This is a genomic window from Amphibacillus sediminis NBRC 103570, assembly GCF_001552275.1.
GTDB lineage: Bacteria > Bacillota > Bacilli > Bacillales > Amphibacillaceae > Amphibacillus_B > Amphibacillus_B sediminis.
This window is the reverse complement of record NZ_BCQW01000031.1, coordinates 1-12,926: the sequence shown is the minus strand read 5'-3', so window position 1 is coordinate 12,926 and position 12,926 is coordinate 1. Positions and strand designations below refer to the sequence as shown.

At 38.9% G+C, this 12,926-nt stretch carries 14 protein-coding genes; 11 read left to right on the top strand and 3 right to left on the bottom strand.

Annotated elements, in window-relative coordinates; translation table 11 throughout:
- Positions 1-8 precede the first annotated feature (8 nt).
- The 10 genes from ASE01S_RS13705 to ASE01S_RS13665 all read left to right on the top strand — a co-directional run bounded on the left by ASE01S_RS13705 (position 9) and on the right by ASE01S_RS13665 (position 6,805).
- On the top strand, positions 9-983 hold the full coding sequence (locus ASE01S_RS13705) for an XkdQ/YqbQ family protein (RefSeq protein ID WP_067843588.1): 975 nt from the start codon (positions 9-11) through the stop codon (positions 981-983).
- Positions 980-1,351: a DUF2577 domain-containing protein gene (locus ASE01S_RS13700; protein WP_067843586.1), complete on the top strand. Its 372-nt coding sequence runs from the start codon at positions 980-982 to the stop codon at positions 1,349-1,351. Before ASE01S_RS13705 ends, ASE01S_RS13700 begins: the two co-directional genes overlap by 4 nt.
- Positions 1,348-1,752, top strand: a complete 405-nt coding sequence (locus tag ASE01S_RS13695; RefSeq protein ID WP_067843583.1) for a DUF2634 domain-containing protein — start codon at positions 1,348-1,350, stop codon at positions 1,750-1,752. Before ASE01S_RS13700 ends, ASE01S_RS13695 begins: the two co-directional genes overlap by 4 nt.
- On the top strand, positions 1,745-2,824 hold the full coding sequence (locus tag ASE01S_RS13690) for a baseplate J/gp47 family protein (protein ID WP_067843580.1): 1,080 nt from the start codon (positions 1,745-1,747) through the stop codon (positions 2,822-2,824). Before ASE01S_RS13695 ends, ASE01S_RS13690 begins: the two co-directional genes overlap by 8 nt.
- Positions 2,817-3,401, top strand: a complete 585-nt coding sequence (locus ASE01S_RS13685; protein WP_067843576.1) for a putative phage tail protein — start codon at positions 2,817-2,819, stop codon at positions 3,399-3,401. Before ASE01S_RS13690 ends, ASE01S_RS13685 begins: the two co-directional genes overlap by 8 nt.
- Positions 3,394-3,681, top strand: coding sequence for a hypothetical protein (locus tag ASE01S_RS13680; RefSeq protein WP_067843573.1), 288 nt, complete (start codon positions 3,394-3,396; stop codon positions 3,679-3,681). The genes ASE01S_RS13685 and ASE01S_RS13680 overlap by 8 nt, the downstream gene beginning before the upstream one ends.
- Positions 3,678-5,057, top strand: coding sequence for a hypothetical protein (locus ASE01S_RS16555; protein ID WP_067843571.1), 1,380 nt, complete (start codon positions 3,678-3,680; stop codon positions 5,055-5,057). Before ASE01S_RS13680 ends, ASE01S_RS16555 begins: the two co-directional genes overlap by 4 nt.
- Positions 5,057-5,383, top strand: coding sequence for a hypothetical protein (locus ASE01S_RS13670; protein ID WP_067843567.1), 327 nt, complete (start codon positions 5,057-5,059; stop codon positions 5,381-5,383). Before ASE01S_RS16555 ends, ASE01S_RS13670 begins: the two co-directional genes overlap by 1 nt.
- Positions 5,376-5,540 (top strand): hypothetical protein, encoded by a 165-nt coding sequence (locus ASE01S_RS15885; RefSeq protein ID WP_157065226.1) that lies wholly within the window; start codon positions 5,376-5,378, stop codon positions 5,538-5,540. Before ASE01S_RS13670 ends, ASE01S_RS15885 begins: the two co-directional genes overlap by 8 nt.
- A gap of 353 nt (positions 5,541-5,893) precedes the next feature.
- On the top strand, positions 5,894-6,805 hold the full coding sequence (locus tag ASE01S_RS13665) for a helix-turn-helix transcriptional regulator (RefSeq protein WP_067843564.1): 912 nt from the start codon (positions 5,894-5,896) through the stop codon (positions 6,803-6,805).
- A gap of 113 nt (positions 6,806-6,918) precedes the next feature.
- On the opposite strand, the gene ASE01S_RS13660 is transcribed toward ASE01S_RS13665, so the two are convergent.
- The 3 genes from ASE01S_RS13660 to ASE01S_RS15880 form a co-directional block, all read right to left on the bottom strand.
- Positions 6,919-8,949 carry an ABC transporter ATP-binding protein gene (locus ASE01S_RS13660; RefSeq protein WP_067843561.1) on the bottom strand — a complete coding sequence of 677 codons (2,031 nt, stop codon included), beginning with the start codon at positions 8,947-8,949 and terminating at the stop codon, positions 6,919-6,921.
- Entirely contained in the window at positions 8,946-10,691 is a 1,746-nt protein-coding gene (locus ASE01S_RS13655; protein WP_067843558.1) for an ABC transporter ATP-binding protein, read from the bottom strand. Before ASE01S_RS13655 ends, ASE01S_RS13660 begins: the two co-directional genes overlap by 4 nt.
- A 190-nt stretch (positions 10,692-10,881) precedes the next feature.
- Entirely contained in the window at positions 10,882-11,052 is a 171-nt protein-coding gene (locus tag ASE01S_RS15880; RefSeq protein WP_157065225.1) for a hypothetical protein, read from the bottom strand.
- A gap of 550 nt (positions 11,053-11,602) precedes the next feature.
- Between ASE01S_RS15880 and ASE01S_RS13650 the strand changes: the two genes are divergently transcribed.
- On the top strand, positions 11,603-12,664 hold the full coding sequence (locus ASE01S_RS13650; protein ID WP_067843555.1) for a C45 family autoproteolytic acyltransferase/hydrolase: 1,062 nt from the start codon (positions 11,603-11,605) through the stop codon (positions 12,662-12,664).
- Positions 12,665-12,926 lie beyond the last annotated feature (262 nt).

The window sequence follows — 12,926 nt, the reverse complement described above, 5'->3', positions numbered from 1 at the left end:
GTGTAGATATGGAAATACTTTTAGATAACAGGAATGGAAAGGTATGGGATATCTCCGAAATTGTCACAGATGCGACGTGGAAGACAGGGAGAAATGGTTCACCTAGTGAATTTGACTTTACTTTAATTAAAAATGGTCTGAATCAAGATCAAGCCTTTAAGATCGAAAATGGTAATATTGTGCGATTCAAATATCAGGGGCATCACGTTTTCTATGGATTTATTTTTTCAGTAAATGGGGGGAAAAGTGAAGACATTCAAGTAAAAGCCTACGATCAAATCCGTTATTTACAAGCAGCCGATACGTATGTTTTTTCCAATATAACCGCTTCGCAAGTGATTCGTCGAATCGCAGGTGATTTTGGCTTGAATTTGGGACAAATCGATGATACGGGATATCGCATCCCATCATTAGTAGGCGATGCCGAAAAATTACTGGATATTATTTGTAAAGCTCTAGATTTAACCTTAATAAATGCTAATCGACATTATATCATGTTTGACAATTTTGGTGCCCTTACTGTTCGTAATACCGCTGATATGATACTACCGTTTATGATTGGGGATGAGAGCTTATTATATGATTATAGCTTTGAGCGCTCTATTAATGATGAAACTTATAACAGAATTAAATTAGTCAGGGATAACAAGGATACCGGAAAGCGGGATGTATACATTTCACAAGATAGTGCCAACATTGCCAAGTGGGGCCAATTGCAGCTCTATGAAAAACTAGATGAAAATCAGAATCCAGCCCAAATTAAAGAGCTATTAAATACACTAATGACATTACGCAACAAAGAAACAGAGAAGATCAAACTAGAAGCGATCGGGGATATTCGTGTTCGTGCTGGCTGTTATTTGCCGGTCATTATTAAAGACTATGGCATTAATCAGCCGTTTCTTATTGATGATTGTACACACAGCTTCAATGGAAGGGAGCATACAATGTCACTCGAATTAAAGGTGGTGTGGAAGAAGTGAGCCTATTAGAGACCATTAAAATGGCTGGTTTAGATGCGATAGACGCGGCCAATCCAGTAGCAATTTTTTTTGGTACGGTGATCAGAGTGGAACCATTAGAAATCAATGTTGAGGAACGCTTTACTTTAACCGAGCCTTTTTTGATTCTAACCGAGGGTATTCAACGTCGAATTGAGCGGTTTGATTTGACCCACCGGCATGACTACCAAGAATCAGAAGAAGAAAATCAATTAAAACAAACTGAATCAGCTTTAGGAGAATTAAATATTACGATAAAACACGGTTTAATGCTTAATGATCGTGTTATTTTATTGCGTATTCAGGGAGGACAGCAATTTGTCGTATTAGATAAGGTGGTGAGTAAATGATACCACAATCAGCTTTAAGCGATCTAACCGTTGAGACAGAACTAGAACCATCTCTAACCTGGCAATTAGACTTTGAAAAAGGTCGTATTGGCCGAAAAATTGATGGTTTAGCAGCTGTTAAGCAGGCAATTTTTAAAATCCTCCAAACTAGCCGCTACCAATTTCTTATTTACAGTTTTAATTACGGTCATGAGCTTAATCAATTAATTGGTTTACCTCCATTATTTGTCCAATCAGAGCTGACTCGTTGCCTGGAAGAGGCACTGTTACAGGATCAACGGATTACGGCAATCGAGGATATTGAAGTAGAGTTAGCTAGGGATTTGGTTCATGTAAGCTTCACGGCTGTCACAATTTTTGGGAATTTAGCTTATCAACAGGAGGTGGAATTAGATGTTTGAAACAGAAAGCTATCAGAATATTTTAGATCGAATGCTTGATCGTATTCCAGATACGATTGATAAACGAGAAGGCAGTATTATTTATGACGCACTAGCTCCAGCTGCAGCTGAGCTAGCTCAAATGTACATTGAGTTAGCAGCGGGTTACGACTTAGCCTTTGCCGATACTGCTGATGGTGAATTTCTTAGCAGACGAACGGCAGAATTCGGTGTCAATCGAATGATCGCTACCCCAGCTCGTCGTCAAGGATTGTTTTTCGGTGCAAATCAGCAACCACTAGACCTGCCATTGGAAAGTCGATTCAGTATAGGTGAATTAACTTACCGTGTGATTAATCAGCTGACAACAGGTGTGTATACGCTAGAGTGTGAAATAGCAGGGGAAATAGGTAATCAGCTGTTTGGTGACCTGCTTCCGATTGATCATGTTCCTGGCTTGGTTCGGGCAGAATTAGCAGATGTCTTAGTGCCAGGACAGGACGAAGAAACTGATGAGGCACTAAGACAACGTTACTATGAAGTAGTTAATGAACCAGCATTTGGTGGTAATGTTGCCGATTACAAACATAAATTAAAGGCTTTAAACGGTGTTGGCGCGGTTAAAGTTTTTCCAACATGGCAGGGAGGAGGAACCGTCAAGTGTACGGTTATTAGCTCCAATTGGACAACGCCAACGCCACCATTTATTAATGAAATTCAAGCACAGATTGATCCGGAGACCAACCAAGGTCAAGGCACTGGACTTGCTCCAATTGGACATCGTGTCACCATTGCGGCTGTTGAAAGTATAACGGTAAATATTGAAACGAAATTGACGCTAGAAGCTGGGCTAACCTTGTCTCAAATACAACAAGAGGTAGAGGAAGTCATCGAGCAATATTTGAACGAACAAAGACAAAGCTGGGCTGAGCAGGAACAGCTTATCATTCGAGTTGCTCAAATTGATGCCCATTTACTATCAATTACCGGCGTAGTTGATGTTGAAGCAACCACTGTTAACGGGCTTGCCGATAATCTTATGCTGGCAGAAGAAGAGATACCAGTACTAGGAACGGTGAGCATTTATGAATAGAGTGATGAATTATTTACCCGGTTATTACCGTAATTTTGCTGAATTTATTCAACTGTCAAAGGCACAAACTGCTGAACTCGATCGTTTAACTGAGGAATGTGATCGGTTACTTGATAATCAATTTGTTACAACAGCCGATGAGCGGTCAATTAGTCGTCGGGAACGCATGTTGGCTATACGCCCGAATCGTGAACAAGAGACATTGGATGAACGTAAATTAAGGATTTTAAATCGCTATCAAACAAAGCCCCCTTTCACCATTAGGTATTTGCAACAACAGCTTGACTTTTTATTAGGGGCCAATCGTTCAATGGTGGCTGTTGATTCAGATCAATATCTACTTACAGTTACAACTAGTATTGATGATGCTTTTTTATTTAAAGAGATGGAATATACCATTAGTACGATAAAGCCTGCCAATCTTCTATATCAACAAGAGACATCACTGGTTGATCGAATTGTGGTGAAAGAGATCGGGAAAAAACAAAGCTTAACCCGGGCTACTAAACTAGGGAGGTGGCGATTAGGTCAAACGCCATTTGCTACTAGAGAAGAAGAGGTGATCCTATTTGATTAAACAAGCATTTTTAGATGATGTCGCAAACTATATTAACACACGAATTAAAAAAATTCGCTTGAATGACTCGTACCTGATTGACCAGTTTGTTGTCAAACAGGTACAACAATCAACTGTTACAATGGAATTTTTGGTTCCGTTTGGTAGTGTTGAAGTCATTGACAAAATTGACCTCATTGATCAGGAAAATCAAGTGATCAGTACCAATAGTGTTACTGTACCAATCACATCTGATACAGTGATCTTACAATCATTTGAGGTAAAGGAGGATAAAGCATGACTTATGAGAAAAAAACAGATTGGCAGTTTGACGACGTAGTCACAGAAAAAGATGCCAATCGCTGGGAAAAAGGAATAGATGATGCACATAAGCATATTGATGATCATGTTCAAGATCAAGCAAATCCTCATCATGTCACGAAAGAGCAGGTAGGCTTAGGGAATGTTCAAAATTATAGCTTAGATGATATTCAGTTAGATGATGAACGTGGCCTTTTTAAAGGGGCAGTAACAAAAAATTTAGGTAGCGCAAGTACTGAATTTGAAGCAGGTGTGCCCTTTTATATTCTTTTAGCTCGTAATGACACACAAAGTAGAACCTTAGGCATTTTGTCTGGGGCGAGAGGAACTGCATCATCTAATTATGATGCTGGTCTATATTTAGTACAGATATCAACAGGAGCAAGCTCAGACGGTGCATCGATTATAACGATGGAATCACGAACACGTGATGAAGCATCAACTGAACTAGTAAAGCTCACTTACGATAATAAAAGATACATTGCATTAAAAATGATCAGGGATCAATTTACTCGCTTCGATATGACTCTCTTTCAAGGCATGTCAACTCATCTAGATGAAATGAGAGTTGTAGAGGCAGATAGTGTAACAGACCAAGAATCATATGATGGTGGTAATGCACAAGATATCGCAATATTAGGTGCAAATAGTTTAACAGTTGATAATGAACTTTTAGCTAAACAAAAAGATTTAAATAATCACACCAGTGATCGAGGCAATCCACATAAGGTAACAAAGGCTCAGGTGGGGTTAGCTAATGTCGATAATGTTAAACAGGTGTCAAAGCAGGAGTTCGACTCTCATATTGATGACACAAATAATCCACATGGTACGACTGCTGGTCAAGTAGGCGCAATTCCTACAAGCGGTGGAAGCCTTACCGGATCTTTGCAGTTTAGACCACAGCAAGGAGGAGGGCTAGTTCGTGCAACGATTCATTCAGATGGATCGATTAGTTCTTTAGAACCTTTTGACTTCGTTGATGGATTGACTTCAAGAGGACATATAGTAGATGCGATTGTAGATCAAGGGAATAATACTAATGGTAACTACATTAGATATGAGAGTGGCTTTCAAATATGTTGGGGAATCCCCTTCACAGTAGGTAATTACACGCTTGTAAATACTAATGATCCTAACTTGTGGAGAAGCGATACAATGCCTTGGACTTATCCGGCTACCTTTAATGATAATCATGATATTGTAGTGGTTGCTGGTCATAATGGTATTAATAGACTCGCAGGAGCAGCAGGTACTACGTCTGGTGGATTTGTTAATCTTAGAGGATACTATTTTGGTAGAAACCCCTCAGGAGCAATCAGTATAAGACCTATAGCAATCGGGAGGTGGAAATGATGAAAGTATTATTAAGTCCTCAAAGGTCAGACGATGAAATTTTATACAGCTTTAATGATGACGTTATTACAGTGTACTACAATGGTATAGTAGACACATTTGACTTTTCAGGTGTTCCTGATGGTCAGTTAGTTTTAACGGATGAGGATGATAATAGTTTAATTGAGACAAGTTTACCTTTTAACCCAATTGAATTAGCTTATAAAGAAAACGGAATTTTACATGTGAAAATTAGATATTTTTATAAACAAAATGCAACTGAGGAAGAACGTTTTCCTGAATGGACTGATTCAAATGATTTAAAGGTAGGTGTGTATAATGGCTAAGATTAGATGGAAATCGCAAGATGAGATTAATAGGGAAAAGGCGGAATATGAGGCGAGAGCAAAACTCCCGACAGATAGAGAACGTATTGAAGCATTGGAAGAAGCTTTGTTGGAGGTGATCTTAGAAGATGATAAGATTCCTAGTAACTCAAATTAAATTAGGAAAAATTACAGTAGATGATTTGTCTATACATTTAAGAGATAAAGTACAACCGTTATTAAATAGCGATTAGATTAAAATATAAGAGATAATGTATATTAGAGTTAAAGCCAATAATTTAGTTCCATCCCTAATACTAATGGCTTTGTCTATAACCCTTTATAAGGTTGTAGATATAAATACAATATTTTTAGTTATTTCTTGTGATTAAACCACAAAGTCAGGATTGTAATAACATTCTATTAGTATAGTATCTCAACACAAATAGCCTCAGTATTTGCTTTACCGACAAATCTGTTTCAGTTAAGATAGGTGTAGTCGATACATTTGGCTATTTGGAGGTTAAGGATATGTCAATTAGTAGACATTTCGAGATGATATATATGCTTCTTGATCGCCAGTTAATTACTGCTACTGAGTTAGCTAAGCATTTTGGTGTCTCGACACGTACGATTTATCGTGATGTTGATGTTTTAAGTGGAGCAGGTATACCGATATATTGTAACAGAGGTCGTGGTGGTGGCATTACATTAATGGAGGGCTACCGTTTTAATTCATCCCTTTTAACCAGTCGTGAGCAGGACGATATCTTAGTAGGCCTACAAACCATTGCTGCAACAGGATTAACCGACACAGCGGATGTTCTTAAACGATTGGCTAACCTATTTAAAAAAGAAGTGACCAATTGGATTGATGTTGATTTTTCGACATGGGGAAGCACTCCAGACCAAGATAACCGATTTAACATATTAAGACAAGGTATCCTTAACACTAAAGTAATCACCTTTACCTATTATAATAGTAAAGGAGAGTGCAGCATCCGATCTGTAGAACCAGCAAAACTTATCTTTAAGGAGAAGTCGTGGTATTTGTTTGCTTATTGCCTAACCAAGCATGGTCATCGTTTGTTTAAAATTACCCGGACCAAGAATATGAGCCTGACGGATCAAGACTTTGGTGCTCGACCTATGTCCATTATAACTGATTCAAGTCCTGAACAAGGAGTTCCTAAGATGGTTGAGCTGAAAATGGTAGTGGCGGCTCAGGGGGCTTATCGAGTTTATGATGAATGTGAACCAGAATCGATTACGCTCAATTCAGATGGAACATTCTCGGTTAAAACACAGTTTCCTGAAAGTGACTGGGTCGTAAGCTATTTGCTCTCTTTTGGTGATCTATTGTTAAAAGTTGAGCCTGAATCGTTAAAAAATAAGTTATTAGAAAAGCTAACAAACATGAAGCGGAATTGGACAAACCAATAGATGGTTCACCCTTAGCTCTTATCAAGATAAGGTGAACCTTGGAAAAAGGAGACATGCGAGCTTTCTGCATGATCTCCTTTATCTTTTAAACTATTTCCTTCTAAGTTTTTTAATTATATCGCTTGAGGGTGATTTGCCCCTTGTTGCATTTTGTACATTTGATAATAGCTACCGTTTTCTTGAATGAGCTGCTCATGGGTGCCTTGTTCAATAATGCGCCCTTTATCTAACACGATAATTTGTTCTGCATGCTGAATCGTTGATAAGCGATGGGCAATCACTAGCATGGTGCGCCCTTTGGCTAACACTTTGATAGCGGATTGGATTAATCCCTCTGTTTCGGTGTCAATATTGGCGGTTGCTTCATCTAAGATAAGAATAGCGGGATCAAATGCAAGTGCTCGTGCAAATGAAATAAGCTGGCGTTGCCCGGTTGAGAATTGACTACCATTTTCCCCGACTGGCTCATCATATTGCTTTGGTAATTTTTCAATAAACTGGTCAGCTCCAACTGCTTTCAGTGCCGCAATGGCTTGTTCACGTGTAATGCTTGGGTCATTCAATGTAATATTTGATAAGATCGTACCACTAAAAATAAATGAATCCTGAAGCACAATCCCAATATGTTGTCTTACCTGCTGTCTAGTCATCGTGGCAATATCCACGTCATCTATTGTAATTTGTCCATGCTGGGGATCATAAAAACGAAAAAGCAAATTCATTATTGAGCTTTTTCCTGATCCAGTATGGCCAACAAGGGCAGCTGTTTGACCCGCCTTCACATCAAAGCTAACCTGATTTAAGATGTAGTTATCATCTTCATAGGCAAAGCTAACCTGATTAAATGCCACGTCTCCATTAATATGATTGACGCTAGCTTCGCTTACTGGTTCACCAGTTTCATCGAGTAATTCAAAAACCCGTGCGCCAGAAGCTCTTGCTTGCTCGAGCTGGGGCAGCTGATTGACGATTTGGGTAACGGGTTCAAATAAACGAGTAAGATAATCAGCAAAGGCATAAAGCATACCTGTTGAAATAAATCCATCAATTGATAGCGAGCTAGAGCCAAAGAACCAAATAAATGCGACAAAGGCCAATCCTCGTAATGCATTTACTAAGTTAAAAGAAGTGAGGGCTGATAGGACAACCATCTTTTTTTGGTAATGATAATGCTTTGTATTGAGCTGTTCAAATTCTGCCTTGACTTGATCTGTCTGACGAAAGGCTTGAATCACAGGCATCCCCTGAATGGATTCGTTAATCGAGGCATTGATATCACTATTAACAGAGCGAATGACTCGATTATATTTCCCAGCGTATTTTTTATAAAACTTCATCCAAACAAATAAAATTGGTATTAAGATTAAACAAATAACGGCAAGCTGTTTGTTCAGAAGAAATAAGGCTACCATAATACCGGTCATATAAATAAAGCCATTGATAAACGTTTCGAGAACTTTTACATACAATTCCTTTATCGCTTCAGTGTCATTTGTGACACGAGCGAGAATTTTCCCAGCAGGTCGTTTGACAAAATAGGACATAGGCAATTCCTCGACATGCTGAAAGACATCATTTCGCATGCGCTGAATAACTTTATTTGCATAAACCTGAAGTAGGTATGTTTTAAAGTACTGAAAGCCAGATGCTACTAGAATAAGAGCTAAATAAAGGCCCAACAACCAAACAATTGCAGGTATTTCTGGCTGGAAAAAGCCATATAGGTCTGAGACGGTTAACTGGTAACCTTCGACTAACTCAGATTCACCATTTACACTTATCGCAAAAGAATGATCAGAGAGAGCTTCAATCGTACTATTTTGAGGAATATCTCCTGCTAACAGAAAATAGTGTGTGCCGGATTGCATGAGCGTGTATTCGGCTCTGACCTGATCAGATTCACTTAAACGATCAGCTCGCTTTAGCACTAAGTCTTCAAATATCACTGTATCTTGACCTTCAGCCTCTACTGCAACCCAAGTTGTTTGAACACCTACAATGTGATTATCAATGACTGTCTTGGCGATAAATGGCCCCGTTAATTCTAAGCCTACTGCAAGAACAAGACAGATTAGCCCAATTAAAAAGTATTTCTTACTTGTTAGCGCATATTGTAGTAATCGTTTTTCTGTTGAAGGTTTCATTCATCCACCTTCCTTTCCATCTGCTGAATATTAAATTGTTCTTGATACCAGCCACCTTGCTGCATTAGTTCATCATGTGTGCCATGCTCAGTAATGACTCCGTCTTTTAAAACAATAATTTGGTCGGCATGTTTGACCGCTGATAATCGGTGAGCAGCAATTAAGGTTGTTTTCCCTTGACGTTCTTTTATCAGGTGAGCTAGAATATTGGCTTCTGTTTTCCCATCAACCGCAGATAATGAATCATCGAGGATTAGAATTTCTGGATCCATTAATAGGGCACGGGCTAGCGAAACACGTTGTTTTTGACCACCAGATAAGGTCACACCACTCTCTCCAACAATGGTATCCAAGCCTTTTGGTAATGCTTCAATATCTGCCTTCAATGAAGCGGAGGTGAGGATGGTATTAATTTCTTCGATCGATTTATCCCCACTACCAAACAAAAGGTTCTCTTTAACAGTTTTCGAAAAGAGGACATGCTCCTGAGGCACATAGCCAATCCAGCTTCTTGTTTCATCTAAGCGAAAATCCTGAATTGGAATGCCATTAACGGTTAGCTCGCCTTCTGGTGGAACATACTCTCTTAATAATTGTTTAAACAGAGTTGTTTTGCCTGATCCAGTTTTGCCAACGATCCCAACGGTTTGACCGCGGTCAATCGTTAAATTAATATGAGCTAACTGTTGTCCAGAGGCGCTAGGATAGGTGAAGCTAACGTTTTTAAATACGATTTGCTCTGGTACGTTAATCGTTTTTGGATGTGGTGGATCCTGAATATCGGGTTGTTGAACTAAAACCTTATTGACTCGATCGATTGAGGCATTCCCACGCTGCATGACATTGATTAATTCACCAATGGCAAACATCGGCCAGATCAGCATACCTAAATAGACATTAAAGGTAACTAAATCACCAATGGTGATTTGATTTTCAAACACCATCAGTGTACCGAAGCCTAATCCAATCGTATAAGAGATCCCAACGAGAATCTTAATGGTCGGTTCAAAGAAAGCTTCCATCTGAGCGACAGCTTTATTCTTTTGATAGACATCTTCGGTCAGTTCGGCAAACTGTTTCAAATCCTGCTTTTCTTGAACAAAAGCACGAATAACACGGACACCACGAATAGATTCAAGCGTATAATTATTGAGCTCACTAAAGGCTGATTGTGCTGCTGTAAATCGGTTATGAATGATCTTTCCATATTTGTGAACAATGATCGCCATGATCGGCATGGGAATGAGAGATACCAATGTGAGCTTCCAGCTTATTGTAAAACCCATCATAAGGATAATAAATGACATTAACACGGTAGAATCGACTAATGTTAAGATACCGAATCCTGCAGTCATACTGATTGCCCTTAAATCATTAGTCGAGCGTGCCATTAAATCCCCGGTTCGATTTTTTCCGTAAAATCGTGGACTCATCTTGAGAAAGTGTCCCATTAACCTTGAACGCATCTTCCGTTCGAGTAAAAGTGAGCCACCAAATAGATTGTAGTCCCATAGAAACATCACGCCATAGCTGACTACAATTAAACCGACAAAAATAAAGATAATCTGATAGAGCTTTGTAGCCGTAAGTTGACCAAATTGTATTAAATCAATGGTCATCCCCACTAGCTTTGGCGGAACCAAGTCGATAAAACTAACAATCATTAACGCAATAATGGCGATGGTATAGCGACCCCAATGCTGTTTGAAAAACCATGATAATTTATTAAATACTGAAAACATTACTCGTACTCCTTCCATGAACGTATCGACTAAATATCAATACTAAGGTATACGCACCACCATCTTTGTTCTTGATTACCTTTGTAAATAACCAATACATACGATGTCGTATCTTGTTTTTGTTGCTTAGTAAAGGAACATGATAGATTACGTAAAACAGAATACATATAATCGTCTCCCTCGTAACGTGCTAACCACCATCAATCCTTTCTTGATAATGGATCAATTGTTTTGGGTTCATGTTTAATGCGATCATCTTACTGTCCTCCTTTTTGGAATGGTTGATTAAAACTGAAGCAATCGCCATGCTTGTAACCTTAAATTGGCTTATCCTAAGTGTGTAGGTAGAGAAAGCTATCATTTGAGCACACCTTTAAATATGTGAGCAGTGAAAACGGGCTGTCAAAGAGATCGCTAATTATCTTTCAATGTCATTTGAACAGCCTCTTTTCGGACAATAAAAAAACGTATACATCATCCGTGACGTATACGCTAAAAGTGTCCATACTACGAGCTTATAAGTTAACCTAGACACTATTTTCATTTAAAAATGAAAAAAAAGCCACGAATGCATTCGTGACCTGTTTGTTTCCTAGTAAAGCAAGCTGGCGATTAGGGATAGTGATTAATACTTGATTATATCACTATGTATGGAGGTCACGACAAATATTCCCTTTAATTGTTGTGCAATTTTACGTTTGCGTAACATTTTAATGGTCAACATATTCGTAACCTCCCTTCCGTTTTTAATCAATGTTCAATTATTATATATGCAAAATTTTCAGACGTCAATAACTATACTGGAAAAAATAACGAAAAGATAGAAATTTTTCTTAATAGCAGGAAGGGCAAATTATTGCGTTTTCTAACATTGTCTAATAAAGTTAAAGGATAGCAAAGGAGATGATGAGATGGTTCGTGTGTTTTCTGAATTTGATCAGTTTTATGGCTCGCATTATCAATATGGTTTATTCCAAGGAAAAAAACTCAAACAATCTCCAATTCTAGTCAATCGGGCTAAGCAGTGGCAGACACGAAGGAAGCATCATTTTGTCACACAGACTGATCGTGCTATCGATCTACTTAAACATTATCTTCCTAGAATGTGTGATGAAATAGAAGGACTTGCGGAAGCATTGGAATGGTCCTTTGACCAAGCGGTCCGTGAATTTGCAGGATATTATCTTGAGATTGGTAAAAGTGGCTGCTCGATCATGACCGGTGATGATTATTTAGTTCGCAATTATGATAGTCACCCAAGCGGGTATGAGGGACGGTATTTGTTTTATTACCCAAGTGATGGTGGTTATGCTACGATTGGTGCATCGATGCAAATAACAGGACGGATTGATGGGTTAAATGAACGTGGCTTAGCGATGGGCTATAATTTTACGAATCGGATTGGCTCTGGAGACGGGTTTATTTGCAACATGATTGGGCGTATCATATTAGAGAGCTGTGCGACTGTCACTGAGGCGGTTGATTTACTGCGAGATATACCGCATCGGACTTCTTTCTCGTATGTTTTAATAGACCAAACAGGCTCTTCCGTTGTGGTTGAGGCATCACCACGTTCTGTTGCCGTTCGACCTGCCAATATGTGTACAAACCATTTTGAACTCTTAAAAGAAGAGAATCGTTTCCGTAATGATGAATCTTTGGAACGATTGGCTCAGATTAAGCAGCACTGGCATCCTAAACTAAAACCTCAATTTGCTTATCAAGCATTTAACCATTGGCAAGATGGCGTATTCTCAAATAAATATCAGGTTTGGTCAGGTACGCTACACACAAGTCTGTATCAACCTAATGCCTTACAAGCATGGTTCAGTCATGGAGCGAATCAACGACCCGTTATTTTTGATTTGGATAAACTTCTTAAGGGGGAGCGTGTTCGAGTTCGTAAGATAACTGGACAATTAACTGGGCAAACTCCTTTTTTAAATGATCTGCGTTGGGCTGGTCCGAATTAGTTTACATAAGAGTTGTTAAGACGAGATCAGGGTATGGTAATGATATAACGTTTAACTTCATTCAGCAGAAGTCTACTATTTCTATCAGTGGTGGGATGAATGCCTATTTGTCTTCCATTCGCTCGGGGCTCTAATTCCTACTGATTAAAGTCCTATGCGGCGAAACCCCCACTGAACGAAGTTTCACTTTATTGAGCGTAGCTCAATAAAATCTGGGCGCAAATACGCCAAGGCGCATTTGATTGAACAAAAGTCAGAATTG

What these genes read in the sequence shown, in the direction of transcription:
- ASE01S_RS15885 (WP_157065226.1), top strand. Translation starts at nt 5,376, where the DNA reads ATGGCTAAGATTAGATGGAAATCGCAAGATGAGATTAATAGGGAAAAG.
- ASE01S_RS13670 (WP_067843567.1), top strand. Translation starts at nt 5,057, where the DNA reads ATGAAAGTATTATTAAGTCCTCAAAGGTCAGACGATGAAATTTTATAC.
- ASE01S_RS13695 (WP_067843583.1), top strand. Translation starts at nt 1,348, where the DNA reads ATGATACCACAATCAGCTTTAAGCGATCTAACCGTTGAGACAGAACTA.
- ASE01S_RS16555 (WP_067843571.1), top strand. Translation starts at nt 3,678, where the DNA reads ATGACTTATGAGAAAAAAACAGATTGGCAGTTTGACGACGTAGTCACA.
- ASE01S_RS13705 (WP_067843588.1), top strand. Translation starts at nt 9, where the DNA reads ATGGAAATACTTTTAGATAACAGGAATGGAAAGGTATGGGATATCTCC.
- ASE01S_RS13650 (WP_067843555.1), top strand. Translation starts at nt 11,603, where the DNA reads ATGGTTCGTGTGTTTTCTGAATTTGATCAGTTTTATGGCTCGCATTAT.
- ASE01S_RS15880 (WP_157065225.1), bottom strand. Translation starts at nt 11,052, where the DNA reads ATGATAGCTTTCTCTACCTACACACTTAGGATAAGCCAATTTAAGGTT.
- ASE01S_RS13690 (WP_067843580.1), top strand. Translation starts at nt 1,745, where the DNA reads ATGTTTGAAACAGAAAGCTATCAGAATATTTTAGATCGAATGCTTGAT.
- ASE01S_RS13655 (WP_067843558.1), bottom strand. Translation starts at nt 10,691, where the DNA reads ATGTTTTCAGTATTTAATAAATTATCATGGTTTTTCAAACAGCATTGG.
- ASE01S_RS13660 (WP_067843561.1), bottom strand. Translation starts at nt 8,949, where the DNA reads ATGAAACCTTCAACAGAAAAACGATTACTACAATATGCGCTAACAAGT.
- ASE01S_RS13685 (WP_067843576.1), top strand. Translation starts at nt 2,817, where the DNA reads ATGAATAGAGTGATGAATTATTTACCCGGTTATTACCGTAATTTTGCT.
- ASE01S_RS13665 (WP_067843564.1), top strand. Translation starts at nt 5,894, where the DNA reads ATGTCAATTAGTAGACATTTCGAGATGATATATATGCTTCTTGATCGC.